Genomic DNA, 26,453 nt, shown 5'->3' with positions numbered 1-26,453 from the left:
CGCCAGTACCTTTATACGTTCAGGTCGCTGGGACGGGTGCGACGCAGCCAGCCCGCAACCCACATCCGGCTCATCGTGACCGCGGTGAACACCGAGGTGACGATGCCGATCATGAGAACGACGGCAAAACCGCGAACCGGGCCCGAACCGAAGGCGAACATCAGCACGGCGGCAATGGAGTTGGTGATATTGGCGTCGAAGATGGCGCGGCTCGCCTCCTTGTAACCCAGTTCCACCGACTGCACGACGCGGCGTCCGCGATGGCGTTCCTCGCGGATGCGCTCGTTGATGAGCACGTTGGCGTCCACCGCAGCACCGATGGTGAGCACGAAGCCGGCGATGCCGGGCAGTGTCAGCGTCGTTCCCAGCACGGCCATGATGCCCAGGATCATCAGCACGTTGAAGATCAGGGCCAGGTTCGCATAAGCGCCGAAGCGCCCATAGGTCAGGAAGATGAACAGCATCAGCAGCACGGTGCCGACGCCCATGGCGACGACGCCCTTCTGGATCGAATCGGCGCCGAGGTCAGGCCCGACGGTGCGTTCCTCCACCACGGTGAGGTCGACCGGAAGCGCACCCGAACGCAGCGCAATGGCGAGCTGGGTGGCCGACTGGACGTTGAAGCTGCCCGAAATCTGGGCGCTGCCGCCAAGAATCGGTTCGTTGATGCTGGGCGCGGAAAGCACCTTGCCATCAAGGATGATGGCGAAGCGCTTGTTCACGTTCTCGGTGGTCAGCTTGGCGAACTTCTCGCCGCCCTGCTGGTTGAACGTGATCGAGACGACAGCCGCGTTGGTCTTCGGTTCGAAGGCCTGCTTGGCGTCGGTCAGTTCGTCACCCTTGATGCCGCCGAGGCGCTTGACGGCCAGGACCGGAACGCCGCCCGAACCGGGCGCGCTCGGATCGGCCCATGGCACCAGTTCGTCACCCGGGGGCACGATGCCCTTGGCGATGTCGCTGGGCACGGCGGTCTCGTCGACCATCTTGAATTCGAGCTTCGCGGTCTGGCCGAGCAGGTTCTTGAGCGCCTGCGGGTCCTGAAGGCCCGGAACCTGCACGTCGATGCGCGTGCCGCCGAGGCGGCGGATGTCGGGCTCCTTGGTGCCCAGCGCGTCGATACGCTTGCGCACCACCTCGACCGCGGTTTCCATCGCATTGCTGATCGCAAGGTCGATACCCGCCTGCGTCGGCACGAGGATGAAGCGGGTGCCGTCCTGAACCGTGATGTCCCAGTCACGCTGGCCGGTAAGGCCTGCGCCGGAGGTCAGCGGCAGGATCGCCTCGCGCGCCGCATCGACCTGCGAGGGATCGCGCACGGTAAAGGCAAGCTGGCCGCCGGTGCTGGAGAAATCGCCGATGGCGATGGCCGGGGAGGCCTGGCGCAGGCGCGTGCGCACGGATTCTTCCATGCCTTCGAGGCGCTGCTGCACGACCTGCTGGCGATTGGCCTCCAGCAGGAGGCGGCTTCCGCCGGCAAGGTCGAGGCCGAGATTGATCTTGGGCTCGGGCAGGAAACTGGGCCAGCGCGCGTTGGTCAGCGAGACCAGCGAGGGCACGGCGCAGAGGGCGATGACAATCGTCAGGCCCCAGTACCAGAGCTTCTTCCAGGTGGGAAATTCGAGCATAGCCTGTGGCTTCTCTCCGAAAAGAGCGCCCGAATGGCGGGGCGCCCTATGTGATCGGACCTACTGTGTGATCGGACCTAGCAAACGGGCATCGCCGGCAACACCCGGCGATGCCGGAAACTCAGTCGTTCGCGGGCTTCGAACCGGCCGGCGGGATCACGTCGACGATGGTCGACTTGACGGCCTTCACGATAACGCCCTGTGCGAGCTGGACGTCGGCATAGTTGTCGTCGATCCGGACGATCTTGCCGACGAGACCGCCACCGGTCAGCACTTCGTCGCCCTTCTTGAGCGCCGACAGCTTGTTCTTGTGCTCCTTCTGCTGCTTCATCTGCGGGCGCAGGATGAGGAACCAGAAGATCACCGCCATCGCGACGAACGGCAGGTACTGAATCCATGCCGGTGGCGCGCCGGCGGGAGCGGCGGCGGCGAGCTGGTTGAGAATCGAGCTTTGCATTGAACTGAAGGGCCTTCTCGTCTTTTCATCCCCGGCGCGAAACGCGCACCGCATCCGATCTGCGACACGCCTTGCCGGGAAAATCCATTCAAGGACTTTGCCGAATGGGCGCGGTTAGCAACAAAGCGGAGAACTGGCAACGCGCGGCCTTGCTGCCGAAAGCCGCCCATCCCCCGCGACCTGCCCGCAGATAGGTATCCACAGGCTCGCTTCAACCGGCATGAAGAAAGTCTCAATCAGACGCTTGCGCTCTCGAAAAGACCCTCCTATAGGCCGCGCTCCGGTCGGGACGTAGCGCAGCCTGGTAGCGCATCACACTGGGGGTGTGGGGGTCGGAGGTTCGAATCCTCTCGTCCCGACCAATTTTCCAAGACATCGTTGGCAGAGAATTTCCCCTCCCGGGGACACGGCATTCTCTCGCGGTCTTGCTACCCATTTTCCTACAGGGCCGGTTTTGGCTATCTGGTTGCGGGCCACCATTCCGGGAGTGCCCCAAGAATGCCACTGCTCGATTCGATTCTCTCGCCCGTATCGAAGATCATCGACAAGGTGATCCCCGATCCCGAAGCGCGCGACCGCGCCAAGCTCGAATTGCTCAAGCTCGAAAATTCCCAGGAACTCCAGATGCTTCAGGCGAGCCTCTCGCCAATCGTGGCAGAAGCGAATTCAAGCGATCCCTGGACCAGCCGTGCGCGGCCAAGCTTCCTCTACGTCATCTACATCATGATTCTCTGGGCCTTGCCGATGGGCCTGATCGGCGCGCTCAGCCCGGCGACGGCCCATGCCATCGGCGATGCCATGACCGCTTACCTCAACGGCATCCCCGAGCCCCTCTATGCCCTCTTCGGCACCGGCTATCTGGGCTACTCGGCAATGCGCCAGTGGGGAAAGACCAAGGGTTCCGACCGTTAAGACAAAGCCAAGCCTTGACCGCTAAGCCTCCTTGCAAGAGCGCGCGCCATGCCCGCCCTTGCAAGGAGCAACTGGTGTTTCGGATTGTCGCGCGCATCGTGCTGGCCACGACCCCTGCCCTGGCGCTGGTCGCCTGCGGACCGAGCCGCGAAGAGGAGCTGGAAAAGCAGCTGGCCGAGGCCAAGGCATCGGCCGAACAGGAAGCCTCCGCCCGCAAGCAGGCCGAACGGGAAGCCTCGGCCGCGTGGCTCAAGGCGAACGACGCGGAACTCGCCCGGTTCTACCAGGGTGACGGCGGCGCGGCGGGGGAACCCGAAGCGGAAACGCCTGCCGACACGGCGCCCCCGCCCGAGGGGACTCAGGCCGATGGGCGCCCTGTCGCCGACGAGATGCCCGCTCCGCGCTGACCGTGCCGGCATCTCGCCCCGCGACATGTTTTGCCGCATTTTCCGGCGGGCGGGCGATTCCACCTCGCCTGAAAATGCTCTAGAGCCGCGACCGGAAAGCAACCGCACCGGGAATTCGCGAAATGGCCAGCAAGCTCGTCTACGTCCTCAATGGACCGAACCTCAACCGCCTGGGCAAGCGCGAGCCCGGCATTTACGGCTCCCAGACGCTGGACGACATCGGCGCCATGCTGGTGGAACGCGGCCAGGCGCTGGACTGCACCATCGAAATGCGCCAGTCGAACCATGAAGGCCACCTCGTGGACTGGCTTCATGAAGCAGAGGACGAAGGCGCGCACGCGGTGCTGATAAACCCCGGCGCCTACACGCATACCTCGGTAGCGCTGCATGACGCGATCCGCTCGATCAAGGTGCCGGTGATCGAGGTCCACCTTTCCAACCCCCATGCACGCGAGGAATTCCGCCACAAGTCATGGGTCGGCATGGCCGCCAGGGCGACCGTCGCCGGCTTCGGTGCGAAGGGCTACCTGCTGGCGCTGGAGGGTGCCGCAGCGCTTTGAGCGACGATGCAATCCAGCGCCTTGCCCCGCTCATCCCTTACCGAGACGATATGCTGGATATCGACGTAGACCCCGCCGCGCGTTCCGGGCTTCATGCCGTCCGGAACGACGGCAACGTCGCAAATTGACGCCCGCGCAAGATCGAGAAGCATGGGCCGCAGTTCCTGCGGCCCCTCATCCGCGGCGATGGCGATGGCAAGGTAGGAACGGGGCTTGAATTCCGAGATAACGTCGTCGCCATGAAAGGGACGGACGCGATCGCCGATCGCAGAAATGGGCCGCCCCCGGTCGCTCCAGCCGCCGTGAACGACATCGAAGCGAGGAAGTGACGGAAGGACATCCGCCGTAATCTCCACTTGCTCCCATGTCGTTCCAAGCACGAAGTCGGGCTCGGGCGCCTGCTTGCCGCGCGTGAACCACCAGAGGTTCCCTCCAGCCAGCAGCAACGCCGCGCCGACCAGCAGGGCACGGCGCGTTCTTGCCATCATCGTCACGCGCGAATCGCTGTCAGGTTTCGAGCGGCACGCCCGGCACGCTCTTGGCAGTGCGGATCGTCAGCGAAGTCTTGACGCTATCGACGTTGGGAGCCGGCGTCAGCTTGCTGGTCAGGAATTCCTGGAAGCTCTGAAGATCGCGGCTGACGATCTTGAGGATGAAGTCGATCTCGCCGTTGAGCATGTGGCACTCGCGCACCTCGGGCAGACCCTTCATGTGGTCTTCGAAGGCCCTCAGCGATTCCTCGGCCTGGCTCTTGAGGCTGACCAGCGCGAAGACGGTGATCGTGAAGCCCAGCTTCGAGGCATCGAGGTCGGCGTGATAGCCCTGGATGATGCCCGATTCCTCCAGGCTGCGTACGCGGCGCAGGCACGGAGGGGCAGTGAGACCGACACGCTGGGCCAGTTCGACATTGGTGATCCGGCCCTCCTCCTGCAGCTCGGCGAGCAGGCGGCGGTCGATGTCATCGAGATTAATCATGCGAAACTTTCCTTGCGGGCGCGCAGCGTCATCCGACATGCAATATCCACACGAAAACACTGACGCCCCTGTAATAATATTATCCCATAGCGTAATCGTCCCGCATTGCAACGCCTACAATCTACCGACTTCCGCTGTCTGCACAGTTTGCTAGGCCATGAGTGACGCGGGTTTAACCTCTATCGGGCCATACTGTGCCGGATATGCGGAAACGGCAGCTTCGCAATGGTTTGCGGGTCGCCTATGGAACGGAAATGCACTTCGACGATCGCCTTGCCACGGTACTGCGCCTGCCGTCCTCCGCGGACACGCTGGCCCGTATCCAGTACAGGCAATTGATCGATATCCTCGGCCGCCTGCCCGCCGACGCCCAATCCGCCGCGATCGACGCCGGATTCGCGCGCGTCGTGGAACTGGGCGCGGTGATTCCCGCCGCCGATCGTGCCCGCCTTGTCCGCCAGCCGCTTCAACCGCTGACCAACCCCCGGTTGCTGGCGATTTTTGCCGAAGCGGAGCCCGAGGTCGCGACGGCGGCAATCGGCACCGCGAGGCTCGATACCGAGGCGTGGGTCGGCCTCGTTCCCGCCCTGCCCGTGCGGGCGCGCGGCATTCTTCGCCATCGCCGCGATCTCGGCCCCGAAGTGGAAAGGCTGCTCGAAAGGCTCGGCATTCTCGATCGCGGACTGCCGCCTTGCGAATCGGCCGAGGCGGTCGACGAGCCGCTCGAACCCGAACCGCTCGATCTGCTCGACGAAATTGCGCCGCCCGAGCCGGCCCAGATCGAGCCCACCCAGATCGAGCCCACCCCGCTCGAACAGCCGCCGATCGGCGCACCTGCAAGCCACCCCATTCCCTTCGCCGAGTTCGAACAGGCTGCCGCCTCGCTCAAGGCGCCGCCTTCTCCGACGACGAACGAAGCGGGCATCGGCGCCATCGTCCGCCGGATCGAGGAATTCCGCAAAGCGCGCGAGAGCCATGCGAGCGACGCCGCGCCCCGCCTGCCGCTTGGCGATTCGGCTGCTGCCGTCTTTCCCGCCGCGATGGACTTCACCACCGATGCCGAAGGACGAATCTGCTGGGCTGACGGCCCGCATGCCAGCGCGCTGATCGGGCTCAACCTTGCAGCGCATGATCCGGCCATGGCCGAACCGCATCATGCGCCTGCCCCCCACCCCGCCGCGCATATGCCCGGCCTCGCGCTTTCGATGCGCCACCGCCAGCCCCTGCGCGCCGTACCCATCGAGATCGCCGGCGCTCCGGCCGTCAGCGGAGACTGGCAGGTCGATGCCGTTCCGCACTTCGATTCGGCGAGCGGCCGCTTCACCGGCTATGCAGGCCGACTGCGCCGTCCCGGCAAGGTTGCCGCTGTCGATGCAGTGCCCACCGCCGAGCCCAGCGAAGCGGACCGCATGCGCCAGGTGCTTCACGAACTGCGCACCCCGGCAAACGCCATCCAGGTGGCCGCCGAGATCATCCAGCAACAGCTCTACGGCCCGGCCCCGCATGAATACCGCGCGCTGGCCGCCGCCATTGCCGGAGACTGTGCACACATTCTCGCCGGATTCGAGGAACTCGACCGGCTGGTGAAGCTCGAATCGGGCGTCCTCGGGATCGAATCGGGCGAGTGCGATCTCGCCTCGGTTCTGGAAGAGACCGTTGCGCGCCTCAAGGCCTGGACCGAACCGCGCCGCAGCGGGTTCGCCCTGCCCGAAGGTCAGGCTCCCGGCCTTCTTCTCGCGATCGACCGCACAGAAGTCGAACGCCTGGTATGGCGGATATTCGCCGTGCTGGCGGGCATGACCGCGCCGGACGAAATACTGCGCCTGACGTGGACCTGCGAGGGCGGGCGAATCGGACTGCGGATCGCCCTGCCCACCCTGCTCATCGCCCGCACCGCACAAAGCCTGTTCGAAACGCCGGCCAGCGAACGTGGGCAATCGCTCTCCACCGGCATGTTCGGCATCGGCTTCACGCTTCGCCTAGCGGCGGCGGAAGCGACGGCGGCCGGCGGCGGGCTTCTGCGCGAGGACAACGACCTGAAACTCTGGCTTCCGGCTTTGACCGCGAGTGCAGCAACACACAGCCAGGGAGCCTGAATCCGCGTTCTCCGGGATGCCCCGCCTTTACCGAAGCGGAACGTTTTACCGCCTATTCTCGTTTCTGCCGCAAGCATCGAATCGCAGGTTCTTCCCCGATCCGGGCACGGTTTTCATTGTCGCCACCCTGTCGGATGCGACCCGATCGAGGGAAAAGTTCTTTCTTGCAGGGGTCAAATCTCCTCCAGCCACCGGCAACCGATGCGCTCGCACGATTTCGCGAGGGCTTCGGGCAGCGTTTCATCGTCACGGTCGACACCGAGGAGGAGTTCGACTGGGACGCCCCGCTCGACCGTAGACGGCACAGCACGCTGACCCTGCCCGCCCTGCGCAAATTCCAGCAGTTCTGCGAAGGCTTCGGCGTCGTCCCGATCTATCTGCTGGATTATCCGGTTGCCGATTCGCCGGATACCGTTGCCGCCATAGGGGACGCAGTGGACGCTGGCCGCGCCGAAGTGGGGGTCCAGCTCCACCCCTGGGTAAGCCCTCCGTTCGACGAGGACGTGAGCGAGTTCAACTCCTACGCCGGCAACCTCCCCTACGAACTGGAGCGCGAAAAGTTCGCCCGCCTCCATCGGCGAATCGACCGAGCCTTCGGCCAGGCCCCGCGAATCTATCGTGCGGGCCGTTATGGCCTCGGGCCGCGCACCGCCGAAATTCTCGCCGAATTCGGAATGGCCATCGACACTTCGGTACGCGCCCGGTTCGACTACAGTTCAGCCGGCGGCCCCAATTACCGCGAACACCCGCTGCACCCCTACTGGGCCGGGGGCGAGCACGCCCTGCTCGAACTGCCGCTGACCACCGTTTACTGGGGCCCGCTGCGGCAGATGGGCAACGTCATCTACCCCCACCTCTGGCGCGCACCGCAAGTGCGCGGCGTACTGGCGCGGGCCAGACTGCTGGAGCGCATTCCTCTCACGCCTGAGGGAATCACCGCCGAGGAAGCCCTGCGCGGCGTGGATATCGCGATAGACGAGGGCCTGCCCGTGCTGGTCTTCTCTTTCCACAGCCCCTCGCTGGCCCCCGGCCACACGCCCTATGTGCGCAGCGAGGCCGATCTGGACGCTCTTTACGACTGGTGGCGCACGCTTTTCGCCCATCTGGCGCATCGCGGCGTGCGTCCCACCCATGTTGCCGACATCCTTTCCAGCGTAGTGCTTGCCTAGACGGCATTGCCAAGCTAACGGGCTTTTCGTCCGGCCATCGTCGATGGGGTCGGGCATGGCAGTTGGGGCCTGTAGCTCAGCGGTTAGAGCTGGCCGCTCATAACGGCTAGGTCGCGGGTTCGAATCCTGCCGGGCCCACCAACGGCCACCAGGGCACAGGCCTTGGATACATCATCGACGACCGAAGGGTCGGGGAGTGGCGCAGCCCGGTAGCGCGCTTGCTTTGGGAGCAAGATGTCGCAGGTTCGAATCCTGTCTCCCCGACCATTCGTTTTTCCAGAACACCGGTACCTTCCAGGATCGAGGCCCGCTTTCGGCGCTGCGCGGCCGCTGGCAAAGCCATGACGGATGTTCTTACGCAGGTCCGCCCTGCCTCAAGGCCGATAGCGCAAGGTCTCGACCAGCAGGGCGAAGGCGGGAGAAGCGTGGCGACGGCTCGGGTAGTAGAGATGGTGACCGGGAAAAGGTCCGCACCAGTCTTCCATCACCCGGATCAGGCGGCCTTGTGCGATATAGGGCAAAACCTGATCCTCCGGCAGATAGGCAAGGCCCAGGCCATCCAGCGTCGAATTGAGCCGCAGGCCGATGTTGTTGAACACCAGTTGCCCCTCGATCCGAACATTGACTTCGTGCCCGTCCTTATCGAGGTCCCACGGGAAAATGCCGCCATAGGTGGGCAGCCGGATACCGATGCAATTGTGCCGTGTCAGGTCTTGCGGCGTATGCGGAACGGGATAGCGGGCAAAATACTCGGGCGACCCGACAACGGCCATGCGCAAATCTGGGCCGATACGAACTGCAACCATGTCCTTGGCCACCTGATCGCCCAACCGAACCCCTGCGTCATATCCTTCGGCCACGATGTCGGTCAGACCGTTGTCGACAACGATCTCGACGCGGATGTCGGGGTTATCGGGCAGGAATTTACGCAGCGCCGGCTGCAGGACCGCCAGTGCCGCATGTTCCCCCGCATTGATGCGGATGGTGCCAGACGGCTTGTCGCGCAACTGGCTTAGCGAGACGAGTTCCTGCGCGATCTCCTCGAAGCGCGGCGCCAGGGTGCCGAACAGGCGGTGCCCCGCCTCGGTCGGCGATACGCTGCGGGTCGTGCGGGTGAGCAACCTCAATCCCAATCGCTCTTCGAGCCCGCGGATCGTCTGGCTGAGCGCCGATTGCGAAACGCCAAGCTTTGCAGCCGCGCGGGTAAAACTGCGCTCACGCGCGACCATCACGAACGCTGCGAGCTCGTTGTAGTTCTCACCCGCCATTAATTAGCGTACCTTATAGTGACATGCCGATTACGGCGTCTAATCGCATTCCGGCTGCCAGACTATATCCGATCCGACAATTTTCCCGGCGGCCTGCGCCGTATTGGCCGGCAACCTGACGCGAACCTCGGGTAATCGCCATGAGTCAGGCTGAGACCGCACATGATCGCCGATCTGAACCAAAGGATGCCACATGCCCCAGTCCGTCCCCAATGTGACCCTGAACAATGGCGTGGAAATGCCGAGCCTCGGCTTTGGCGTTTTCCAGGTTCCCGACCCCGCTGAATGCGAGCGCAGTGTGCGCGACGCCATCGATGTCGGTTATCGCCTGCTCGATACCGCAACCTCCTATGGCAACGAGGAAGCGGTTGGACAGGCCATCCGCAATCATGGCATCGCGCGCAGCGAACTTTTCGTCACGACCAAGCTGTGGATCGAGGACGTCAGCTATGAAGGCGCCAAGGCGGCTTTCGAGCGTTCACTGAACAAGCTGCAGCTCGATTATCTCGACCTGTGGCTGATCCATCAGCCTTATGGCGATGTGTATGGCGCCTGGCGCGCCATGCAGGACCTGCACCGCGAAGGTCGCATCCGGGCTATCGGAGTGAGCAACTTCTATCCCGACCGGCTGCTCGATTTCGTGCTGCACAATGAAATCACCCCTGCGGTCAACCAGATCGAGATCCACCCCTTCCACCAGCAGCACGATGCTCAGGCATTGCTGGAGGAATACAAGGTGCAGCCCGAAGCCTGGGGCCCCTTCGCGGAAGGCAAGAACGGGCTGTTCAGCAACGAGTTGCTGGCCTCGATCGGACAGAAGCACGGCAAGACCGTTGCCCAGGTCGTCCTGCGCTGGCTGAACCAGCGCGGCATCGTCGCAATCCCGAAGTCGGTCCGCAAGGAGCGCATGGCCGAGAATTTCGCGATCTTCGACTTTGCTCTGGACGATGGCGATATCGCAGCGATTTCCGCGCTTGATCAGAAGGCCAGCAGCTTCTTCGACCACCGCGATCCGGCGATGGTCAAATGGCTCGGCACCCGCAAGCTTTGACCGGGAAAGCACATTTTCCGGCCTAGCGCTCCCGCAGCGCTTCTTGCGCCTTGTTGATCGGCTTCATCAGGTACTGGAGTATGGTTTTCCGACCGGTGCGGATTTCCACCGTAGCCACCATTCCCGGCATGATCGCATGCTCGCGCCCGTCTTTCGTCCGCAGGCTGGAATTGTGGGTGCGAACGTAGACGCGGTAATAGACCTGATCGCGGTGGACCTCGTCCTGCAAGGTATCGGGAGAAATGCGGTCCACCGTTCCCGGTAAAGTGCCGTAGATGGATGGATCGTATGCCGTGATTTTTACGGTGGCCGGCTGGCCGGGCCGGATGAAGGCGATGTCGCGCGGGGAAACCCGCGCTTCGATCAGGAGCTGGTCCTCCAGCGGCACGATCTCCATCAGCGAGCCGCCCGGCTGGATGACGCCGCCGATGGTCGTGACTTCCAGGTTCTTTACGATCCCGCGGACGGGCGAATGAAGCGTCGTGCGGTCAAGCTGGTCGCGCCTGCCGCCGATCACCTGGATCACCTGATCCAGTTCGGCGCGGGCCTTGGCATAGTCTGCACTGGCATCGATGACGTACTGGTTGCGCAGCGAATCAAGCTTGGCCTGGATCTCATTCTCCTGACGGCGAAGCTGGATCACTTCCACCTGATTGGCCGCGCCGAGTTCGACGAGCGGCTCCGTCATGGCAAGCTGGCGCCGGGTCAGCGCCAGCGACTGCCGCATGCTCGCGGTGGCGACGGCGAGGTTCTGCCGGCGCGAATGCATCAGTTCCATCTCGCGCGCGACGAGACCCGGTGTATCCTTCACCGCCTGCGGAAAGCGAGGCGTTCCGCCATTGATCTCGGCTTCAAGACGGGCTGCTGATGCTTCGAGCGCGCGTGCCTTCGCTTCCGCTTCACCAAGCATGGAACTGAAGCGTGCACGGTCAAGCGTGGCCAGCTTCTGGCGCGGGCTGACGATATCTCCTTCATGGACGAAGATGCCATTGACGATCCCCCCCTCCAGACTCTGAACAATCTGGGATCGGGAGGGCGGCGTCACTTTGCCTGGCCCCACGGCCACTTCGTCAAGCACGCCGAAGTAGCTCCAGACCAGGAAAGCCAGGATGCCGATCGAAAGGATCGGCACGATGCGCAGACGCCCCAGGGTACGCAGCCAGCGGCTCTCCTCATCGCCGCCGAAACCCGCCGGCAGGCTCGCGGAAACCGGCATGGTCCGGTTCATGAGCGTTTCTCCTTCAGCGCAGCAGGCATCGCCAGTGCCGCGAGCACGGCCTCCTTGGCTCCGTCGAGCGCGACCCGCCCGCCGTCGATCAGCACGATCCGGTCCACCAGTTCGAGCAGCCCCGGCCGGTTGGTCGTCACGACAAGGGTCCTCCCGTTCAGCCACTGGCCGAGATTGGCCACCAGATTGCGCTCGCTGATATCGTCCAGCGGCGCGGAAGGTTCATCGAGCAGCAGGATATTGCCACCTCGCAGCAGCGCCCTGGTCAGCAGCAGGGTTTGCCGCTGCCCGCCGGAAAGCCCCGCCCCGCCCTCCTGAAGCAACAGGTCTAGCCCGTGCGGCTGGTTCTGGACGATCCCGGTGCCGCCGGTCACCGCCAGCGCCCGCAGTATCCGTTCGTCGCTGGTGCCGGGCGCGCCGATCAGCAGGTTTTCGCGAATCGTACCGAGAAAGAGCTGAGCCCCCTGCCCGAGATAGGAAATGTCCCGGCGAACATCGGCCGGGCTGATCTGCGCAAGACTGCTGCCGTCAAGCAGCACATCGCCGCCCGATGGCAAGGCCAGCCCCGCAAGGACTCGCAGCAGAGTCGACTTGCCGGCTCCGATCCGTCCCAGCAGGGCAATCCGCTCCCCGGCGCGGATGGACAGCCGCTCGACCTTGAGGGCCAGCGGCCCCTCGGGATCATAGGCATATCTCAGATCGTTGATCTCGTAGTATCCCTTGAGCACGGGGCGACGCAGCAGCCCCCGCTCGGGATCATGATCGACCGGTTTCCCGAAGAGATCCTCAAGCCCGCCAAGTGCGACCCTGGCATTCTGCCATCGAGTGAATATCTGGCCGAACGGAACGAACAGCACCAGCGCGCGGCTAGTCAGGATGGAGCAGGCGATAAGCGCGCCCATCGTCATGTCGCCGTCCATCACGCGAAATGCCCCGGCGACGACGACGACCGTATAAGCCAGTTGCTGAAGGGTCTGCGTCCAGTTGACGAAAAACGAGGACAGGAAACGCTGCTCCGCGCCGACGCGCGCACCCGTCACCGAGAGCCGCTCCCACAGCGACTGGAAGCGCGGCTCCGCCTGCGCCATCTTGATCTCGTCGATACGCTCGATCGATTCCACGAGGATCGCGTTTCGCAATGCCCCTTCCTTCATGCCCTCCGTCGCCAGCCGGGCAAGCGGCCGCTGTAGCAGGAGGCCTGGCAGCACGATCAGCACGGCAGCGCCCACCAGCACGAAAGTGAGCGGCCCTGCCAGCAGGGCGAACAGCATGAGGAAGAGAGCGACGAACGGGACGTCGATCAGGGCCGATACGGTGGTGGAGGTGAGCATCTCGCGGATCTGTTCGACATCGCGCAATTGCGCGATCAGGGCCCCCGTCGATCGCGGGCGGGCATCGTTGCGGATGTCCAGCGCACGGGCAAATATCCGCGAGGAAATGGCAAGGTCGGCCCGCCGCCCGATGCGGTCCACCAGTTGCACCCGCGCCGTGCGCAACATGAATTCGAATAACAGCGCCAGTCCCGTCCCCAGCGCCAGCACCCACAGCGTGGGAATGGACTGGGCGGGGATCACGCGGTCCCAAACCTGCATTGCGAAAAGCGAGGTGGCGAAAGTGAGCAGGTTGCCGAACACCGACGCCAGCAGCACCTCCCCGTAGCCGCGCCGGTCCGCGGTGATGATATCCCACACCCAGGAACGGGATGGCCGCCGCAGGAACTCCTCCAACCGGGCATCTCGCGATCGCGTGGACAGGGGTTCGACGAAGCCGACCCGCCCCGAAACCTGCGCGCGGAATGTCTCCAGCGCGAGTTCGACCGGTGTATCCCTGTGGAGCCATGGCATCGTGACGCGGACATGCCCTGCATCGCGGCTGTGGACGATGGCCGCCCCTTCGCCGCGCAGTTCGAAGATGGCCGGAAGCAGCATTTGCGGCACATCTTCAATGCCCATCGCCACGATCTCGAAATCGAGGCCGGACAGCCGCGCAGCCTCTGCCAGGCCTTCTTCCGCCCCCCTGCCCTCATTCCAGTAGAGCCGCCGCGCCAGTTCAGGCACGCCGACCGGCACGCCCTTCAATGTAGCGAGCGCCGCGATGGCGGCGGCCCAGGGATCGTGCAGCACTTCCGGACTGTCAGCCATGCAGGTCTTCTTCCTCGATGAGGCGCGCAGGAAGGCCCAGCGAGGGACGCAGCGTCCCGCAAAGGTTCTCGAACCGGACGCGCGCGCCCATGATGTCATGTTCGGCCACGATCCGGGCACTGGCGGCGCGGTAGATTTCAAGCTGGGTGTTGAGCAGTTCGGTCAGCGTTCGCTTGCCCAGCTTGTATTCCTCGAAGAAGATGCGGCTGGCGGTGATCGCCTGCTCTTCCTGATGCGAATAGGCGGCGATCCGCAAGTGGCCGGCACGGATTTCCTGCCGCGCGGAAAGAGCCTTGCCTCGCGCTTCCATGATGGCCGCTTCCCGCGTCGCGTCAGCCGCGCGGCGGTCTTCCTCGGCAGCTTGAACGAGATAGCGGTTGCCCCGGCGGTAGACATCGCCCGTCACCGTCACCAGCGCCGTGAAGGCATTGTCCCGTGTGTTGTAGGTGTAGTTGTTGCGGGTGTAGCCCATTTGCAGCCCAAGCCTGGGATAGCGTTCGGCCGTGGCCTGCCCGATCCGGGCCGCAGCGGCGTTCTCCGCTTCCTGCGCGGCGGCGATCGCGGGCAAGCGATCATAGTCCGGCTCTTCGTCCCCGGCTTCGAGGCGCGAAATCTCGGCAGATGGATCGGCATAGGTCAGGGCGACCCCGCCGATCAGGTTCGCCAAGGCCGCGCTCGCGATCGCAAGCGCGGTCTGTGCCTGGATCGCTTCACCGCGCGCGCTTTCCACTCTTACGTCGGCCAGCATGAGGTCGGACTTGTCGGATATGCCGGCGCGAACCCGAAATCCGATCAGTTCCCGCAGCCGCTCCAGTTCCTCCACCTGCCGCGCCGCTTCGGCCGACAGCTGCTCGAAACGGCGCACTTCGAGAAACGCCAGCGCACCCTGTTCGGCAAGCTGATCCGCCACCGATTCCAGTTCGAACCGGCGCTGGCTCGTCGTTGAACGGGCCGCGCCGATTTCTCCCCTGGATCGTCCGAAGTCCCAGACCTGCTGCTGCAGATAGACGCTTGGCCCGGCCATGTTCTGGTTGAGCCCGGAACCGTTCCTGTCCGTGAGCATGTTCGGCCCGAGATTGGCCTGGTAGGAAAGCTGCGGATACCAGGCCGCGCGCGCCGCGCCGAGATCGGCCCGGCCCCGCGCCAGCGCGGCATTGGCCCGGGCGATCTGCGGGTGCCGCGCCAGCGTCAGCGCAACGGCCTGCGCGATGTCGAGGTTGGCCGGAACCCGTTCAGCCAGTTCAGGGCCACCCGGTTGTTCGAAGTTTCGTGAAGCTCCTTCGCCATCTTGCGCTGCCAACTTCTCCGCCATCATCCCGGCCATAAGAAACACGGCCGCTCCGGCGATCCTGCGCCACGTAAAGGTCATGAGTCCCCTTCATGATCCGCTTCCCATATTCGACCGGCACGCTGGCCGGATGCGCTCTCCCCGGCGGCTCAAACCACGACGAGAACCGGGTGATCGACGAAGATATCCGTCGTTCCCAAAGTGTAGTGGTTGTAGGCTTCGCCATTGATCAGGGTTTGGCCCTGGAAGACCGCTCCGGTCATGGTGACCCGGTCGCTCCCGTCACCGGCGATCGTCAGTTGGTGGTTACTGTCGGTCGCGCGCAGGACGCCGGTCTCGGTCAGGGTGATCTGCCTGCCGGCATCCCCGGTTCCCAGATCAATGCGTTCGATGTTGCGAATGTTGCTCACCGCATCGAGATTGAGCACCTGCCCGGTTCCGCTATCGATCAGCAGCGTATCGCTTCCCGCACCGCCGTCGATCAGCGTATCGCTGGCATCATAGACGAGCGTGTCGTTGCCCGCGCCGCCGTTGAGCGTATCGGCACCCGCCCCACCGCGCAGCAGATCGTTGCCGTCATTGCCGTTCAGCACGTCATTCCCGGCAAAGCCGTAGAGGCGGTCGTTTCCGGTCGTCCCGCTGAGGGTGTTCGCGCCGGCATCGCCCTGGATCACGTTGGCCGAGCCACCGGAATTGAGCAGGCTGACATCGAGCAGCGAACCTGTGGCGGCACTGGCGGAAAGGCCTGTCGTATCGGTTGCCGTGATCGTCGTCGCGTTGAGCACGTCGAGGCCGAGAAGCGACAGATTCTGCTCGAAATGCACGGTGCCGAGCAGTTCGTTCACCGCCATGTTGCTCATCGCGCCATTGTCGATAGCGGTGATCGTCAGCGTGGAGGAAGGCGCCACGATGCCGAGGATGCCGGAAGAATTGCTGATCGAGATATGCAGCCCGAGTTCCGCCGCCAGCGCTGCCGAAGCCGTCAGCGTATAAGCGCCGAGAGCCAGCGACAGCACCGGGGCATACTTGACCTGCACCGTCTTGAGGTTGTTGTTGGGATCCACGGCGGTAAGCGACTGCGAGCCGAGGTCCAGCAGGTTCAGCGCCTCCACGCCGACCAGTCCCAGCAGTGCCGAATTGCTCGCCTGCACCATCGGTGCCTGCGCCGGAATGCTGGTTATGCTGATCGTCTGCGAGGCATTGTGACCCACGTTGCCTGCGGCATCGACGACGCGAACGGCAACGGCATGCGATCCCACGGAAAGGGTGCCCGGCCCATAATACCAGCTTGTGCCGGATACCGAGGCATTGACCCAGGTTCCACTGTCGATCTGGATCTGCACCTGCTCGCCCGTGCCGAGAGCCGAACCGAGAGTTCCGCTGATGGTGGGGCTGTTGTCCTGCGTGCTCCAGTCACCGACGGTGCCCGTATCGACCGACAGCGTAGTGATGGCGATCGTGGCGGAAGGCGGCGTCTGGTCCAGCGTCACGCCGTAAGTGTTGGACGCGGCGCTGGCATTTCCGGCCGTGTCCATGGCAACAGCCGTGAAGTTATGCGTACCGTCGCTCAGGCCCGAGGAAGGCGTGAAGGTCCACGCGCCGCTCGCATTGGAGGTGGTGCTGCCGATGACCACTCCATTGTCGTAGATCGCCACGGCTGTGTTGGCCGAAGCCGTGCCGGTCAGTTGCGGAGTGCCATCGTTGGAAACGCCGCCATTCGCGACGGTACCGGTGTTCGGCGCCACGTCGTCCACGATGCCGGTGATGACCGGCACTGACGGGGGCGTGGTGTCCACCGTGATGGCGAAGGCATTGGAGGTCGCTCCGGTGTTCCCTGCGGCATCCGTGGCGGTAGCGGTGAAGCTGTATGTCCCCTCGCCCAGCGCCGGCGATGGACTGAAAGTCCAGTTGCCGCTCGCATCCACCAGCGTCGTGCCGATCGACACTCCGTTCGCCAACAGCGTCAGCGTCGATCCCGCCTCGGCGGTGCCGCGAAGGAGCGGCACTGTGTCGTTGGTCACGCCGCCATTGGCGACCGAGCCCTGCACGGTGCCGACATCGTCGGTAACGCTGGAGATCGTCGGCGCGGCAGGGGCGCTGGTGTCGACCCGGATCGCGAATGGCGAAGAGGCAGGGCCAAGATTGCCTGCGGCATCCGTTGCCCGAACGGTAAGGCTGTGATCGCCCTGGGCAAGTGCGGCAGGAGGGGTGTAGCTCCAGGCGCCAGACCCGTTCGCGGTGGTGGTGCCGACCAGCGTGCCGTTGTCGTAGATCGAGACGGTGGCATTGGCCTCCGACGTGCCCGAAAGCGTTGGCCGGGTATCATCGGTCGCCGCGCCGTTCGCCAGCGCGCCGGTACGGCTTCCCACATCGTCTGTAACGCTGGCGATCAGCGGAGCCGAGGGAGGCGTGGTGTCCACGACGACGACATAGGCCGTGGACGATGGACTGACGTTGCCCGCTGCATCACGCGCCGTGACGGTAAAGCTGTGCGGTCCATCGGACAGCGGAGATGGCGGCGTGAAGCTCCAGGCACCCGCCCCGTTCGCCGTCGCAGTACCAAGCAGGACCGCACCGTTGTAGACCGAGACGATGGAGTTTGCCTCGGCGGTGCCGGACAGGAGCGGCGTGGCATCGTCGGTAACGCCGCCGCTGGCGACCGGCCCCTGCGTCGTGCCGACGTCATCGGCGGCGCCAGTGATGACAGGCGCTGTCGGTGCGCTGGTATCGACGGTAAGATTGAAGACGGTGGTTGCACCGCTCTGATTGCCTGCCGCATCCGTGGCCGTAACGGTCAGGGCGTGCGGTCCGGAGGACAAGGGGCCGGAAGGCGTGAAGCTCCATGCGCCGGAGGCATTTGCCGTGGTCGTGCCCACCAGCGTCGCCCCATCGAAGATCGATATCGTCGCATTGCCCTCTGCCGTTCCGGCAAGGGTCGGACGGGCATCATCCGTCGTCGCGCCGTTGGCGAGCGGTCCCTGGATCAGGCCGACATCATCCGTGACCGATGCCAGGACCGGCGTGCTCGGCGCCGTGTTATCCACCGTCAGGCTATAGGTGTTCGATGTCGCGCTCTGGTTGCCTGCCGGATCGGTGGCAACAGCGGTCAGGTTGTGGAGCCCGCTCGACAGCGGCGTGGAAGGCGTGAAGCTCCATGCGCCGGACCCGTTGGAAGTGGTGGTGCCGACCAGCGTCGCGCCCTGATAGATCGAAACCGTCACATTGGCGGGAGCGGTGCCGACCAGCGTCGGCCGCGCGTCGTCGGTTACCCCGCCGCTGGCGACCGGCCCCTGGATCGACCCCACGTCATCGGTGGCGCCGGTGATGACAGGCGTTGCCGGCGCCGTGGTGACGACCGTGACCGTATAGGCCGGGGAAGGCAGACTGACATTGCCGAGCGTATCGGTGGCAGTGATCGTGAAGCTGTGGCTGCCTTGTCCCAGCGGTGTCGTGGGCGTGAAGGCCCAATTGCCCGCGCCGTTGGCCGTGGTCGTTCCCAGCAGCGTTGCGCCGTCGTAGACGGTTACGGTCGCATTCCCCTCGGTCGTGCCGGAAAGCGTGGGCCGCGTATCGTCGGTCTGGCCGCCGCTGTTCACGGAGCCTGTCACCGGACCGACATCGTCCGTCACCGTGGCGATGGCCGGCGGCGAAGGAGGCGCCCGGTCGATCGTTGCCGTGCCGGGAGGCGAAGCGTTTCCGGCAGGGTCCACCGCCACTGCACTGACCACGGTCCCGTTCGAGAGCGGCGTCGGCGGTGTATACGTCCAGTTTCCGGACGGGTCCGCCAGCACCGAGGCATCGGTGTTGCTATCGCCATCGAAATCGAGATTGACGGTAGCGCCCGCCTCTGCCGTGCCTGTCAGGGTGGTGCCATTGCTGGCATTGACCGTGGGCGCCGCGGGAGGCACCGTATCGACCTCGAATGCGAGCGGCGGGCTGTTGAGGCTCTGCACGCCGTTGTCCGTAGCCGTGGCGGTAATGCTGTGTGCGCCGTCTCCCAGCGTAGGGGAGATGCTCCACTCGCCAAACGTATCGGCGATTACGGTGCCGATCTGGACGCCATTGTCATAGATGGTGACAAGCGAGCCCACTTGCGCCGTACCGTGAATCTCGGGAACCGGATCATCGGTAACGCCGCCCGGACCGATCGGCCCCTGCGTGGTGCCGACGTCATCCGCGATTACGGGTGCTGACGGGATCGGCGGCGGTGTCGTATTCATGCCGGTATTGACGATTTCGGAATCGCTGCCCGAAACGTTGCCGGCCGCATCGACGGCAACGACGGTGATCTCCGTGCCATTCGGAAGTGTGGGGCTGAAAGTGACGCTCCACTGCCCGAAACTGTCTACCGTGGCAGTCGTATCGGGAACGCCGATGGCATCGGTATGGACCTGGATCACCGCGCCGGCCTCTCCGGTGCCGGACACCGTTGTGCCGTCGGTCGGGTTCAGGGTCGGGTCGGCGGGAGCTGTCGTATCCACGCGAACGGTGTAAGCGACCGATTGCGGGCTGACGTTACCGGCCCGGTCGGTTGCCGTGACGGCGAAGTTGTAGTTGCCTTCAGGCAAGACGGGCGAGAACGACCAGTCTCCGTTGATGTCGGCAGTGGTCGTGGCCGGATAGGCGGACCCGTTGATATAGAGGGTGATCGTCGCACCGGCTTCCGCCGTACCGGAAATGACCGGTTGCGTATCGTTGGTGGAGCCCCCGCTCGCAACCGTTCCGGTCTGCGGCAGGACATCATCCGCAACGGTCAGGATCGTCGGTGCCGGCGGCGCATTCGTGTCCACGGAGAACACGAAGGGAGCCGAAGCCGTGCCGGTGTTTCCGGCTGCATCGGTCGCGGTGATCGTGATGCTGTGCGATCCCTGCCCCAGCGGTGCCGAGGGCGTGAAGGTCCAGTTTCCGGCATTGTTGGCCTGTACGGTTCCGATAGCCGATCCGTTGTCGAGTATCGTGACGGTCGCATTGCCTTCCGCCGTTCCGCTGAGCACCGGCAGTGTATCGTCGGTGGAGCCGTTGGCGCTGACAGCCCCCACAACCGCGCCCTGATCGTCGGTCACGGCGGTAAGCGCGGGAACCCCCGGCGCAACCGCATCCACGGTGATCGTAGTCGCGCCCGAGACGTTCCCCGCCGCATCCACCGCCGTAACCGAAACCGGCGTGTTGTTCCCCGGATTGCTCGGCAGGGTGTAGCTCCACTCTCCCGAAGCATTGGCCTGTACGCGCGTGTCGATCGACCCGTTGTTGCCGATATCGATATCGATGAAGGCGTTCGCCTCCGCCGTGCCGGACAGAATCTGCCCGTTACTGGGCTGGACGGAAGGTGCGCTCGGCGCGGTTGCATCGATGGTGAAGGCGAAGGGCGACGAGACCCCGCTGGTGTTTCCAGCCGAATTGGTCGCGCTGACGGTGATGCTCTGCGCGCCTTGTCCCAGGGTTGGAGTGTAGCTCCAGGCGCCGCTGCCATTGGCCGTCGTCGTCGCCAGCAGCACGCCATTGTTGAAAATGGATATCGTGGCATTGGCTGCAGAGGTGCCGCTGATGAGAGGCGTGGTGTCGTTGGTGAGCCCTCCGTCCGTGATCGGTCCGGTTATGTTGGGCGCGTTATCCGTCAGCGACGTGATCTGCGGCACCGGAGGAGGCACGGTATCGATCGTCACGGCATAGCTGTTGGAAAAGGCGCTGACATTGCCTGCGCCATTGGTGGCCATCGCGGTGAAGCTGGGTGTTCCGCTCAGGGCGCCGGTCGGCGTGAAGCTCCATGCCCCTGTTCCGTCCGCCGTCGTGGTGCCGAGCAGGCTGCCGTTCGCATAGACGGAAACCACGACATTGGCGGCCGAGGTGCCGGTTACGGTCGGCTTGCTGTCATCCGTTGTGCCGCCATTGGCGACCGTACCCTGAGTAGCGCCGATATCGTCGCTCACAAGCGTGATGACGGGTGCTGCCGGCGTGCTCGTGTCGAGCGTGACGGTATAGGCCGGGGAAGCCGGGCCGAGGTTGCCGGTGGCATCGGTCGCCGCTGCGGTGAAGGCATGCGGGCCGGACAGGAGCGGCGTCGAGAGGGTCAGGGTCCAGATGCCGGAAACGCCCGCCACCGCCTGCCCGATCGCGGCGCCGTTATCGTAGACGGTTACCGTCGCACCATGCTCGGCGGTGCCGCTGATGACCGGCAAAGTATCGTCCGTGGCGCCGCCGTTCGCGACGGTCCCGGTCTGCGGCCCCACATCGTCCGTCACGCTGACGATCGCCGGAGCGGCGGGCGCGGTGCGGTCAACCACGATGCTTTCGGGCGCGGAAGTATTGCCGGCCGCATCCGTGGCCGTGACGATCACGGTCACCCCGTCCGCAAGTTGGAGAGGCGGATTGTATGTCCATATGCCGGAACCGTTTGCAGTTGTCGTCACGTCTACCGTGCCGTTGCCGTCGAGATCGAGGTTGATCGTCGCATTCGGTTCGGCCGTACCGCCAAGGGTGGTTCCCGTGCTCGGATTGATCGTGGGATCAGCGGGCGGCGTGACGTCGACAACAAGGGTGAAGGTTCCCGAAGGCACGCTCACGTTGCCGGCCGCATCGGTAGCGACGGCGGTGAAGTTGTGCGGCCCCTCCGCCAGCGCGGTGCCGGGCGTGAAGCTCCAGATGCCAAGGCCGTTCACCGCCGCCGTGCCGATTGCATTGCCGTTGTGGAAGATGGTGACCGTCGCTCCCGGTTCGGCGGAACCTGCAAGCGTGGGAAGAATATCGTCAGTGACCGAACCGCTCGGCAGCGGCCCCTGAACGGTGCCGACATTGTCGTTCGCGCTACCGAACAGCGGCGCGGCCGGCGGTGTCGTGTCCACGGTGACAACGTAAGGCGATGACAGCGCGCTTTCATTGCCGGCCGCATTGATGCTTATCACGGTGTAGCTGTAAGTGCCCTGCGCCAGAGGCGCCGCAGGCGTATAGTTCCAGCCGCCCAGGGCATCGGCCGATACCGTGGCCACGGGAATACCGCCGCGCAGGATCGTGACGGTGGAGTTGGGGGCTGCCGTGCCGGAGAGGCTCGGCTGGGTGTCGTTGGTGATGCCGCCATTGACGACGGCGCCCTGCTCCAGCCCCACATTGTCCACTGCGATCGCGATTGCGGGCGTGTCGGGCACGGAATTGTTGATCGACACCACGTAGGCCGGCGATTGCGCGCTGACGTTGCCAGCGGCATCCCCAGCAGTGACGACGAAGCTGTGACTGCCCTGCCCCAGCGCCGAAACCGGCGTGAAGCTCCATGCCCCGGAACCGTTCGCCGTGGTCGTGCCCAGCAGCGCGCCGTTGTCGTAAACGGAGACGGTTGCATTGGCCTCCGATGTGCCGGTCAGCGTGGGGCGTGCATCGTCCGTGGTTCCGCCATTGGAAACAGGCCCCTGGCTGTCCCCGAAATCGTCGGCAATCGACGAGATGGCAGGCGCTGCCGGAGGGGTATTGTCGATCGTCAGAGTGAAAGGCGCGGAATTGGCGCTGACATTGCCTACCGCATCGGTCGCCGTAATCGTGAGTGTATGGGTTCCCTGGCTTAGCGGCGCGGTGGGCGTGAAGGTCCAGCTCCCCGCCCCGCTTGCCGTGGTCGTTCCCAGCAAGGTTGGGCCGTCGTAGACGGATACCGTCGAATTGGCTTCCGCCGTACCCGACAAAGCCGGCTGCCCGTCATCCGTGGACGAACCGCTCACCAGCATGCCCTGGCTCGCGCCGACATCGTCGGCTGCTGACGTTACGACCGGCGCAGGCGGCGGGCTGCGATCAATGGTGGTCGAACCCTGAAGCGAGGTATTCCCGGCGGCGTCCGTAGCGGTGGCGATCACCGTACTGCCATCGGCTAGCGGCGTGGCCGGGGTGTAGGACCACGAACCCGAAGGGCCGGCCTGCACCGTGGCATCCACGGTGCCATTGCCGTTCAGGTCCAGCCGAACCACGGCGCCTGCCTCGGCCGTGCCGGAGACCAGCGATCCGTTGGAAGGATTGATGACAGGCGCCGCAGGGGCCGTCGTATCCACGGTCAGGCCGAAGACAGGCGTGGCCTGGCTTTCGTTACCCTCGCTGTCGGTAGTGGTGAAGGTCAGGCTATGCGCGCCCTGTGCAAGGGTCGGGGTAAAGTTCCAGGCCCCCGAACCATCAGCGACGACCGTACCGAGGAGGTTTGCGCCGTCATAGATCGAGACCAGGACACCCGCCTCGGCCGTGCCCGCCAGTCGAGGTTGGGTGTCATCGGTCACCGCACCATTGGCCAGCGGCCCCTGCACCGTGCCCACGTCATCGGTGGCCGAAACCAGCACGGGAACCGGGGGCGGTGTACTGTCCAGCTCTGCATCCACGGTGGTGGTTGCAGCAGGCGACGGATTCCCCGCCGCATCGGTGGCGATCACACTGACGACGGTTCCATCCGCGAGCGGGGCGGCGAAAGTGACGCTCCACTGCCCACCGTCTCCGGCGACCACGCTGGCGTCCGGGGTTCCATCGCCGTTCGTGTCCACCGTAACGGTCGCCCCGGCCTCGGCCGTGCCGGACAGGGTTACGCCATCTGTCGGGCTGAGCGTGGGCGCGGCGGGTGCGCTGAGATCGATCGTGACGGCATATCCGGAAGAAGGCCCGCCTACCCCGCCCGCCTCGTTTACCGACGTGACGGCGAAGATGTGGTCGCCTTCGGGCAAGGCCGCCGCCGTGAACGTCCAGTCGCCCGATCCGTTCGCGATGGCCGTGCCGAGCAGCACGCCATTGTCGTACAAGGAGACGGTAGAGCCTGCTTCGGCCGTGCCGCCGATCGTCGGCGTGGCATCGTTGGTGAGACCACCGCTGGGCACGGTGCCGGTCTGCGGCGCGGCATCGTCAACGACCCGGAGAATGATAGGCGCGACGGCCGCTTCGATATCCACGACCACGGTCACGGGCGGCGAACTGTTTCCAGCCGCATCGCTCACCGTGATGCTGACGGTCGTGCCGTCGGGAATGTGCGTGGTGGGCACGAAGACCCAATCCCCCGCGGCATTGGTCAGCGCGGTTCCGTCGATCGTGCCGTCATCGCCGAAGCCGATGTTGACGACCGATCCCGGCTCGGCCGTGCCGGTCAAGGCCGCGCCGTTGCTGGGGTCGACCGTGGCGGCCAGGGGAGGCACGGTATCCACCGTGAACGCGAAAGGCTGCGACGGGGCGCTCTCGTTGCCGTCTCCGTCGCTTGAAGTGAAGGTCAGGCTATGGCCGCCCTCCCCCAGTGGAGGAGACGGGGTGAACTGCCAGTCCCCATCGCCGTCAACCGTGGTCGAGCCGATCAGCACGCCATTGTCGTAGACGGAGACGGTCGATCCCGGTTCCCCGCCAGACCCGCTGAATTCGGGCGTGGAATCGTCGGTAATCGCCCCGTTCGCGAGATTACCCTGGATCGCGCCCGTATCATCGTCCGCGCCGCCCACGCCCGGCACGGGCGGCGGGGTCGTGTCGATGTCGCCATCCACCGTGACGGTCGCTGCCGGCGAACTGTTCCCGGCCGCGTCTGTCGCCGTGGCACTCACCACCGTGCCATCGGCAAGCGGCTCATCCAGCGTCACGCTCCAGCTGCCGGTAGGCCCGGCAACGGCGGTTGCATCGGGGGTTCCATCACCATCGACGTCGATCGAGACAATTGTGCCCGCCTCGGCGGTGCCGGAAACCGTGATCCCGTCCGTCGGATTGAGCACGGGCGCCGCCGGAGAGGCGGTGTCCACCGTCAACTCGTAAGCCGGAGATGCCGCGCTGACATTACCGACCGCGTCCTTCGCGGTGATCGTGAAGCTGTGATGGCCCTGTGCCAGAGCGCTGGGCGGCGTGAAGCTCCAGGTGCCTGTCGAACTCGCCGTAGCGGTGCCGATCAGGGTGCCGTTGTCGTAGATGGAAACGGTCGATCCCGCTTCGGCCGTGCCCGATAGCGCCGGACGGGTATCATCGGTTGCGCCGCCGCTTGCGACATTGCCCTGGATGGCCCCGACATCGTCGGCAGCCGCGCTGATCGTCGGCACCGCGGGAGGCGCGGCATCGACCGTGACCGATGCCGGCGTGCTGACGTTCCCGGCAGCGTCCACCGCTCTTACTGTAACCGTGGTGCCGTCGGCGATCGGCGTCGTCGGCGTATAGGTCCAGCTTCCGCTTGCGTTGGCCGTCACGGTGGCATCGGTGGTGCCGTCACCGTTGATGTCGATACGCACTGTGGCGCCGGGTTCCGCCGTTCCGCTCAGGACAGTGCCGTTTGTTGCCGCCACGGTCGGCGCGGCCGGAGGTGTCGTATCCACCGGTTCGTCGGAGTGACCACCCCCGCCGCTGGCCGCAAGCGCGATCCCCCCGCCCACACCCAGCGCGCCAAGCGCGAGTAGAGCGCCCGTGCCGATCCCGCCACCACCAGCCGCACCCAGCGGCGACATGCTGAAATCGAGCGGTTCGGTCGAAGCGTCGGCAGGCGCGAAGCAGGCGGCATCTCCAAGATGGACGAGCCACTGTTCGCCGCTGCCCGGATCGCCGAAGCTGAGCTGACCGATATCGTCCGCCGGGCAGGCGAAGTAGCCGTCCAGACGAATGGTGGAGCCATCCGAGAACGTTATGACGAGATCGTCACCTTCGCGGACCATCGAGGACACGCTGCTGGGCGGCGCCACGACCTTCACATTGGAACCTGGCTGGACGGCGATCTGCGTGACGCCTTCCCGTGCCGTGGTGGTATTGACGGTCCGGGTTGTGCGATTGGTGATTTCGACACGCTTTTCCATCGAACGTCTCCCAGAAAGAAGGATCGCCTCGCCGCCTGGCGGCGCGTTTTGGGCAGCGTTCTGGAAAGACGCGTGCGCGCGGAGAAATATCCGCGTGTTAGCTCCGTCATATTACGGCTAAATCAGCGTTTATCCGGAACGTGCAGATCGTATTCCAGGCCATACGAACTTTCGTTACGTCATCATGGCCAGCAAAATTGCGATAGATATCGTGGATACTATTATGAGGGCACCACATCCCTGACAGGTTTATTCTATTTTTACTGAGTGCATCGATAGGTTCGCGACTCAATCGCGAACAGCACTTTCCCGTCCGCTTCGGATGGATTGCCCCAGTGAAATTGGGAATGCGGATCAAGAACTTCGGTCAGGAAGTGCGGCATCGGGCGCTGCCGGATAGGGATGCGCGCAGTATTGAACGCAAGGCGGCCCCTCATGGGCGGCATCTTCCCCGGCTTTGCGGGGTAACGCCGCAATGCGCCCGGTCATCGTCAAGTTACCGAAAATCCAGTCTTATGC

At 64.7% G+C, this 26,453-nt stretch carries 15 protein-coding genes and 3 tRNA genes; 9 read left to right on the top strand and 9 right to left on the bottom strand.

Annotated elements, in window-relative coordinates:
• Window positions 1-11 precede the first annotated feature (11 nt).
• Both secD and yajC read right to left on the bottom strand, forming a co-directional pair.
• Window positions 12-1,625 carry a protein translocase subunit SecD gene (gene secD, locus ACLIMP_RS09085; protein WP_132469471.1) on the bottom strand — a complete coding sequence of 538 codons (1,614 nt, stop codon included), beginning with the start codon at window positions 1,623-1,625 and terminating at the stop codon, window positions 12-14.
• Between the two features lie 121 nt (window positions 1,626-1,746).
• Window positions 1,747-2,082, bottom strand: a complete 336-nt coding sequence (gene yajC / locus ACLIMP_RS09080; RefSeq protein ID WP_324698950.1) for a preprotein translocase subunit YajC — start codon at window positions 2,080-2,082, stop codon at window positions 1,747-1,749.
• Window positions 2,083-2,367: 285 nt separating this feature from the next.
• Between yajC and ACLIMP_RS09075 the strand changes: the two genes are divergently transcribed.
• From ACLIMP_RS09075 to aroQ, 4 genes are all read left to right on the top strand, one after another.
• Window positions 2,368-2,444: transfer RNA gene (locus tag ACLIMP_RS09075), tRNA-Pro, on the top strand.
• A gap of 136 nt (window positions 2,445-2,580) precedes the next feature.
• Window positions 2,581-2,994, top strand: coding sequence for a holin family protein (locus tag ACLIMP_RS09070; RefSeq protein WP_054441342.1), 414 nt, complete (start codon window positions 2,581-2,583; stop codon window positions 2,992-2,994).
• A gap of 74 nt (window positions 2,995-3,068) precedes the next feature.
• Window positions 3,069-3,401 carry a hypothetical protein gene (locus ACLIMP_RS09065; RefSeq protein ID WP_443477791.1) on the top strand — a complete coding sequence of 111 codons (333 nt, stop codon included), beginning with the start codon at window positions 3,069-3,071 and terminating at the stop codon, window positions 3,399-3,401.
• A 122-nt stretch (window positions 3,402-3,523) separates the two neighbouring features.
• The gene (gene aroQ / locus ACLIMP_RS09060; RefSeq protein ID WP_324698949.1) at window positions 3,524-3,961 is read left to right on the top strand and encodes a type II 3-dehydroquinate dehydratase; all 438 of its coding nucleotides are present in this window, start codon (window positions 3,524-3,526) and stop codon (window positions 3,959-3,961) included.
• On the opposite strand, the gene ACLIMP_RS09055 is transcribed toward aroQ, so the two are convergent.
• Together ACLIMP_RS09055 and ACLIMP_RS09050 are read right to left on the bottom strand one after the other, a co-directional pair.
• Window positions 3,925-4,455, bottom strand: coding sequence for a hypothetical protein (locus ACLIMP_RS09055; RefSeq protein WP_443477790.1), 531 nt, complete (start codon window positions 4,453-4,455; stop codon window positions 3,925-3,927). The genes aroQ and ACLIMP_RS09055 overlap by 37 nt on opposite strands.
• Before the next feature lie 13 nt (window positions 4,456-4,468).
• On the bottom strand, window positions 4,469-4,936 hold the full coding sequence (locus ACLIMP_RS09050; protein WP_054441400.1) for an Lrp/AsnC family transcriptional regulator: 468 nt from the start codon (window positions 4,934-4,936) through the stop codon (window positions 4,469-4,471).
• A 254-nt stretch (window positions 4,937-5,190) separates the two neighbouring features.
• Between ACLIMP_RS09050 and ACLIMP_RS09045 the strand changes: the two genes are divergently transcribed.
• The 4 genes from ACLIMP_RS09045 (at window position 5,191) to ACLIMP_RS09030 (ending at window position 8,468) form a co-directional block, all read left to right on the top strand.
• On the top strand, window positions 5,191-7,032 hold the full coding sequence (locus ACLIMP_RS09045; RefSeq protein ID WP_324698947.1) for a sensor histidine kinase: 1,842 nt from the start codon (window positions 5,191-5,193) through the stop codon (window positions 7,030-7,032).
• A gap of 164 nt (window positions 7,033-7,196) precedes the next feature.
• Window positions 7,197-8,201, top strand: a complete 1,005-nt coding sequence (locus tag ACLIMP_RS09040) for a polysaccharide deacetylase family protein (RefSeq protein WP_324698946.1) — start codon at window positions 7,197-7,199, stop codon at window positions 8,199-8,201.
• Between the two features lie 65 nt (window positions 8,202-8,266).
• Window positions 8,267-8,342: transfer RNA gene (locus ACLIMP_RS09035), tRNA-Ile, on the top strand.
• A 49-nt stretch (window positions 8,343-8,391) separates the two neighbouring features.
• Window positions 8,392-8,468 (top strand) — tRNA-Pro (locus ACLIMP_RS09030).
• Window positions 8,469-8,575: 107 nt separating this feature from the next.
• Here ACLIMP_RS09030 and ACLIMP_RS09025 read toward each other — a convergent pair.
• Window positions 8,576-9,469, bottom strand: a complete 894-nt coding sequence (locus tag ACLIMP_RS09025) for a LysR family transcriptional regulator (RefSeq protein WP_324698829.1) — start codon at window positions 9,467-9,469, stop codon at window positions 8,576-8,578.
• A gap of 193 nt (window positions 9,470-9,662) precedes the next feature.
• Here ACLIMP_RS09025 and ACLIMP_RS09020 point away from each other — a divergent pair, with 193 nt between their 5' ends.
• Complete coding sequence (locus tag ACLIMP_RS09020) at window positions 9,663-10,520, top strand: aldo/keto reductase (RefSeq protein WP_185997664.1); 858 nt, start codon at window positions 9,663-9,665, stop codon at window positions 10,518-10,520.
• Window positions 10,521-10,542: 22 nt separating this feature from the next.
• On the opposite strand, the gene ACLIMP_RS09015 is transcribed toward ACLIMP_RS09020, so the two are convergent.
• The 4 genes from ACLIMP_RS09015 to ACLIMP_RS09000 form a co-directional block, all read right to left on the bottom strand.
• Window positions 10,543-11,748 carry an HlyD family type I secretion periplasmic adaptor subunit gene (locus tag ACLIMP_RS09015; protein ID WP_243692688.1) on the bottom strand — a complete coding sequence of 402 codons (1,206 nt, stop codon included), beginning with the start codon at window positions 11,746-11,748 and terminating at the stop codon, window positions 10,543-10,545.
• The gene (locus ACLIMP_RS09010) at window positions 11,745-13,889 is read right to left on the bottom strand and encodes a type I secretion system permease/ATPase (RefSeq protein WP_324698827.1); all 2,145 of its coding nucleotides are present in this window, start codon (window positions 13,887-13,889) and stop codon (window positions 11,745-11,747) included. The genes ACLIMP_RS09015 and ACLIMP_RS09010 overlap by 4 nt, the downstream gene beginning before the upstream one ends.
• On the bottom strand, window positions 13,882-15,258 hold the full coding sequence (locus ACLIMP_RS09005; RefSeq protein WP_443477789.1) for a TolC family protein: 1,377 nt from the start codon (window positions 15,256-15,258) through the stop codon (window positions 13,882-13,884). Before ACLIMP_RS09005 ends, ACLIMP_RS09010 begins: the two co-directional genes overlap by 8 nt.
• A 68-nt stretch (window positions 15,259-15,326) precedes the next feature.
• On the bottom strand, window positions 15,327-25,934 hold the full coding sequence (locus ACLIMP_RS09000; protein WP_443477788.1) for an Ig-like domain-containing protein: 10,608 nt from the start codon (window positions 25,932-25,934) through the stop codon (window positions 15,327-15,329).
• Window positions 25,935-26,453 lie beyond the last annotated feature (519 nt).

Source organism: Novosphingobium aeonii, assembly GCF_052279045.1.
Lineage (GTDB): Bacteria > Pseudomonadota > Alphaproteobacteria > Sphingomonadales > Sphingomonadaceae > Novosphingobium.
This window is presented reverse-complemented; position numbering and strand designations above follow the sequence as displayed.

What these genes read in the sequence shown, in the direction of transcription:
- ACLIMP_RS09015 (WP_243692688.1), bottom strand. Translation starts at nt 11,748, where the DNA reads ATGAACCGGACCATGCCGGTTTCCGCGAGCCTGCCGGCGGGTTTCGGC.
- yajC (WP_324698950.1), bottom strand. Translation starts at nt 2,082, where the DNA reads ATGCAAAGCTCGATTCTCAACCAGCTCGCCGCCGCCGCTCCCGCCGGC.
- aroQ (WP_324698949.1), top strand. Translation starts at nt 3,524, where the DNA reads ATGGCCAGCAAGCTCGTCTACGTCCTCAATGGACCGAACCTCAACCGC.
- ACLIMP_RS09005 (WP_443477789.1), bottom strand. Translation starts at nt 15,258, where the DNA reads ATGACCTTTACGTGGCGCAGGATCGCCGGAGCGGCCGTGTTTCTTATG.
- ACLIMP_RS09050 (WP_054441400.1), bottom strand. Translation starts at nt 4,936, where the DNA reads ATGATTAATCTCGATGACATCGACCGCCGCCTGCTCGCCGAGCTGCAG.
- ACLIMP_RS09025 (WP_324698829.1), bottom strand. Translation starts at nt 9,469, where the DNA reads ATGGCGGGTGAGAACTACAACGAGCTCGCAGCGTTCGTGATGGTCGCG.
- ACLIMP_RS09000 (WP_443477788.1), bottom strand. Translation starts at nt 25,934, where the DNA reads ATGGAAAAGCGTGTCGAAATCACCAATCGCACAACCCGGACCGTCAAT.
- ACLIMP_RS09010 (WP_324698827.1), bottom strand. Translation starts at nt 13,889, where the DNA reads ATGGCTGACAGTCCGGAAGTGCTGCACGATCCCTGGGCCGCCGCCATC.
- secD (WP_132469471.1), bottom strand. Translation starts at nt 1,625, where the DNA reads ATGCTCGAATTTCCCACCTGGAAGAAGCTCTGGTACTGGGGCCTGACG.
- ACLIMP_RS09070 (WP_054441342.1), top strand. Translation starts at nt 2,581, where the DNA reads ATGCCACTGCTCGATTCGATTCTCTCGCCCGTATCGAAGATCATCGAC.
- ACLIMP_RS09020 (WP_185997664.1), top strand. Translation starts at nt 9,663, where the DNA reads ATGCCCCAGTCCGTCCCCAATGTGACCCTGAACAATGGCGTGGAAATG.
- ACLIMP_RS09045 (WP_324698947.1), top strand. Translation starts at nt 5,191, where the DNA reads ATGCACTTCGACGATCGCCTTGCCACGGTACTGCGCCTGCCGTCCTCC.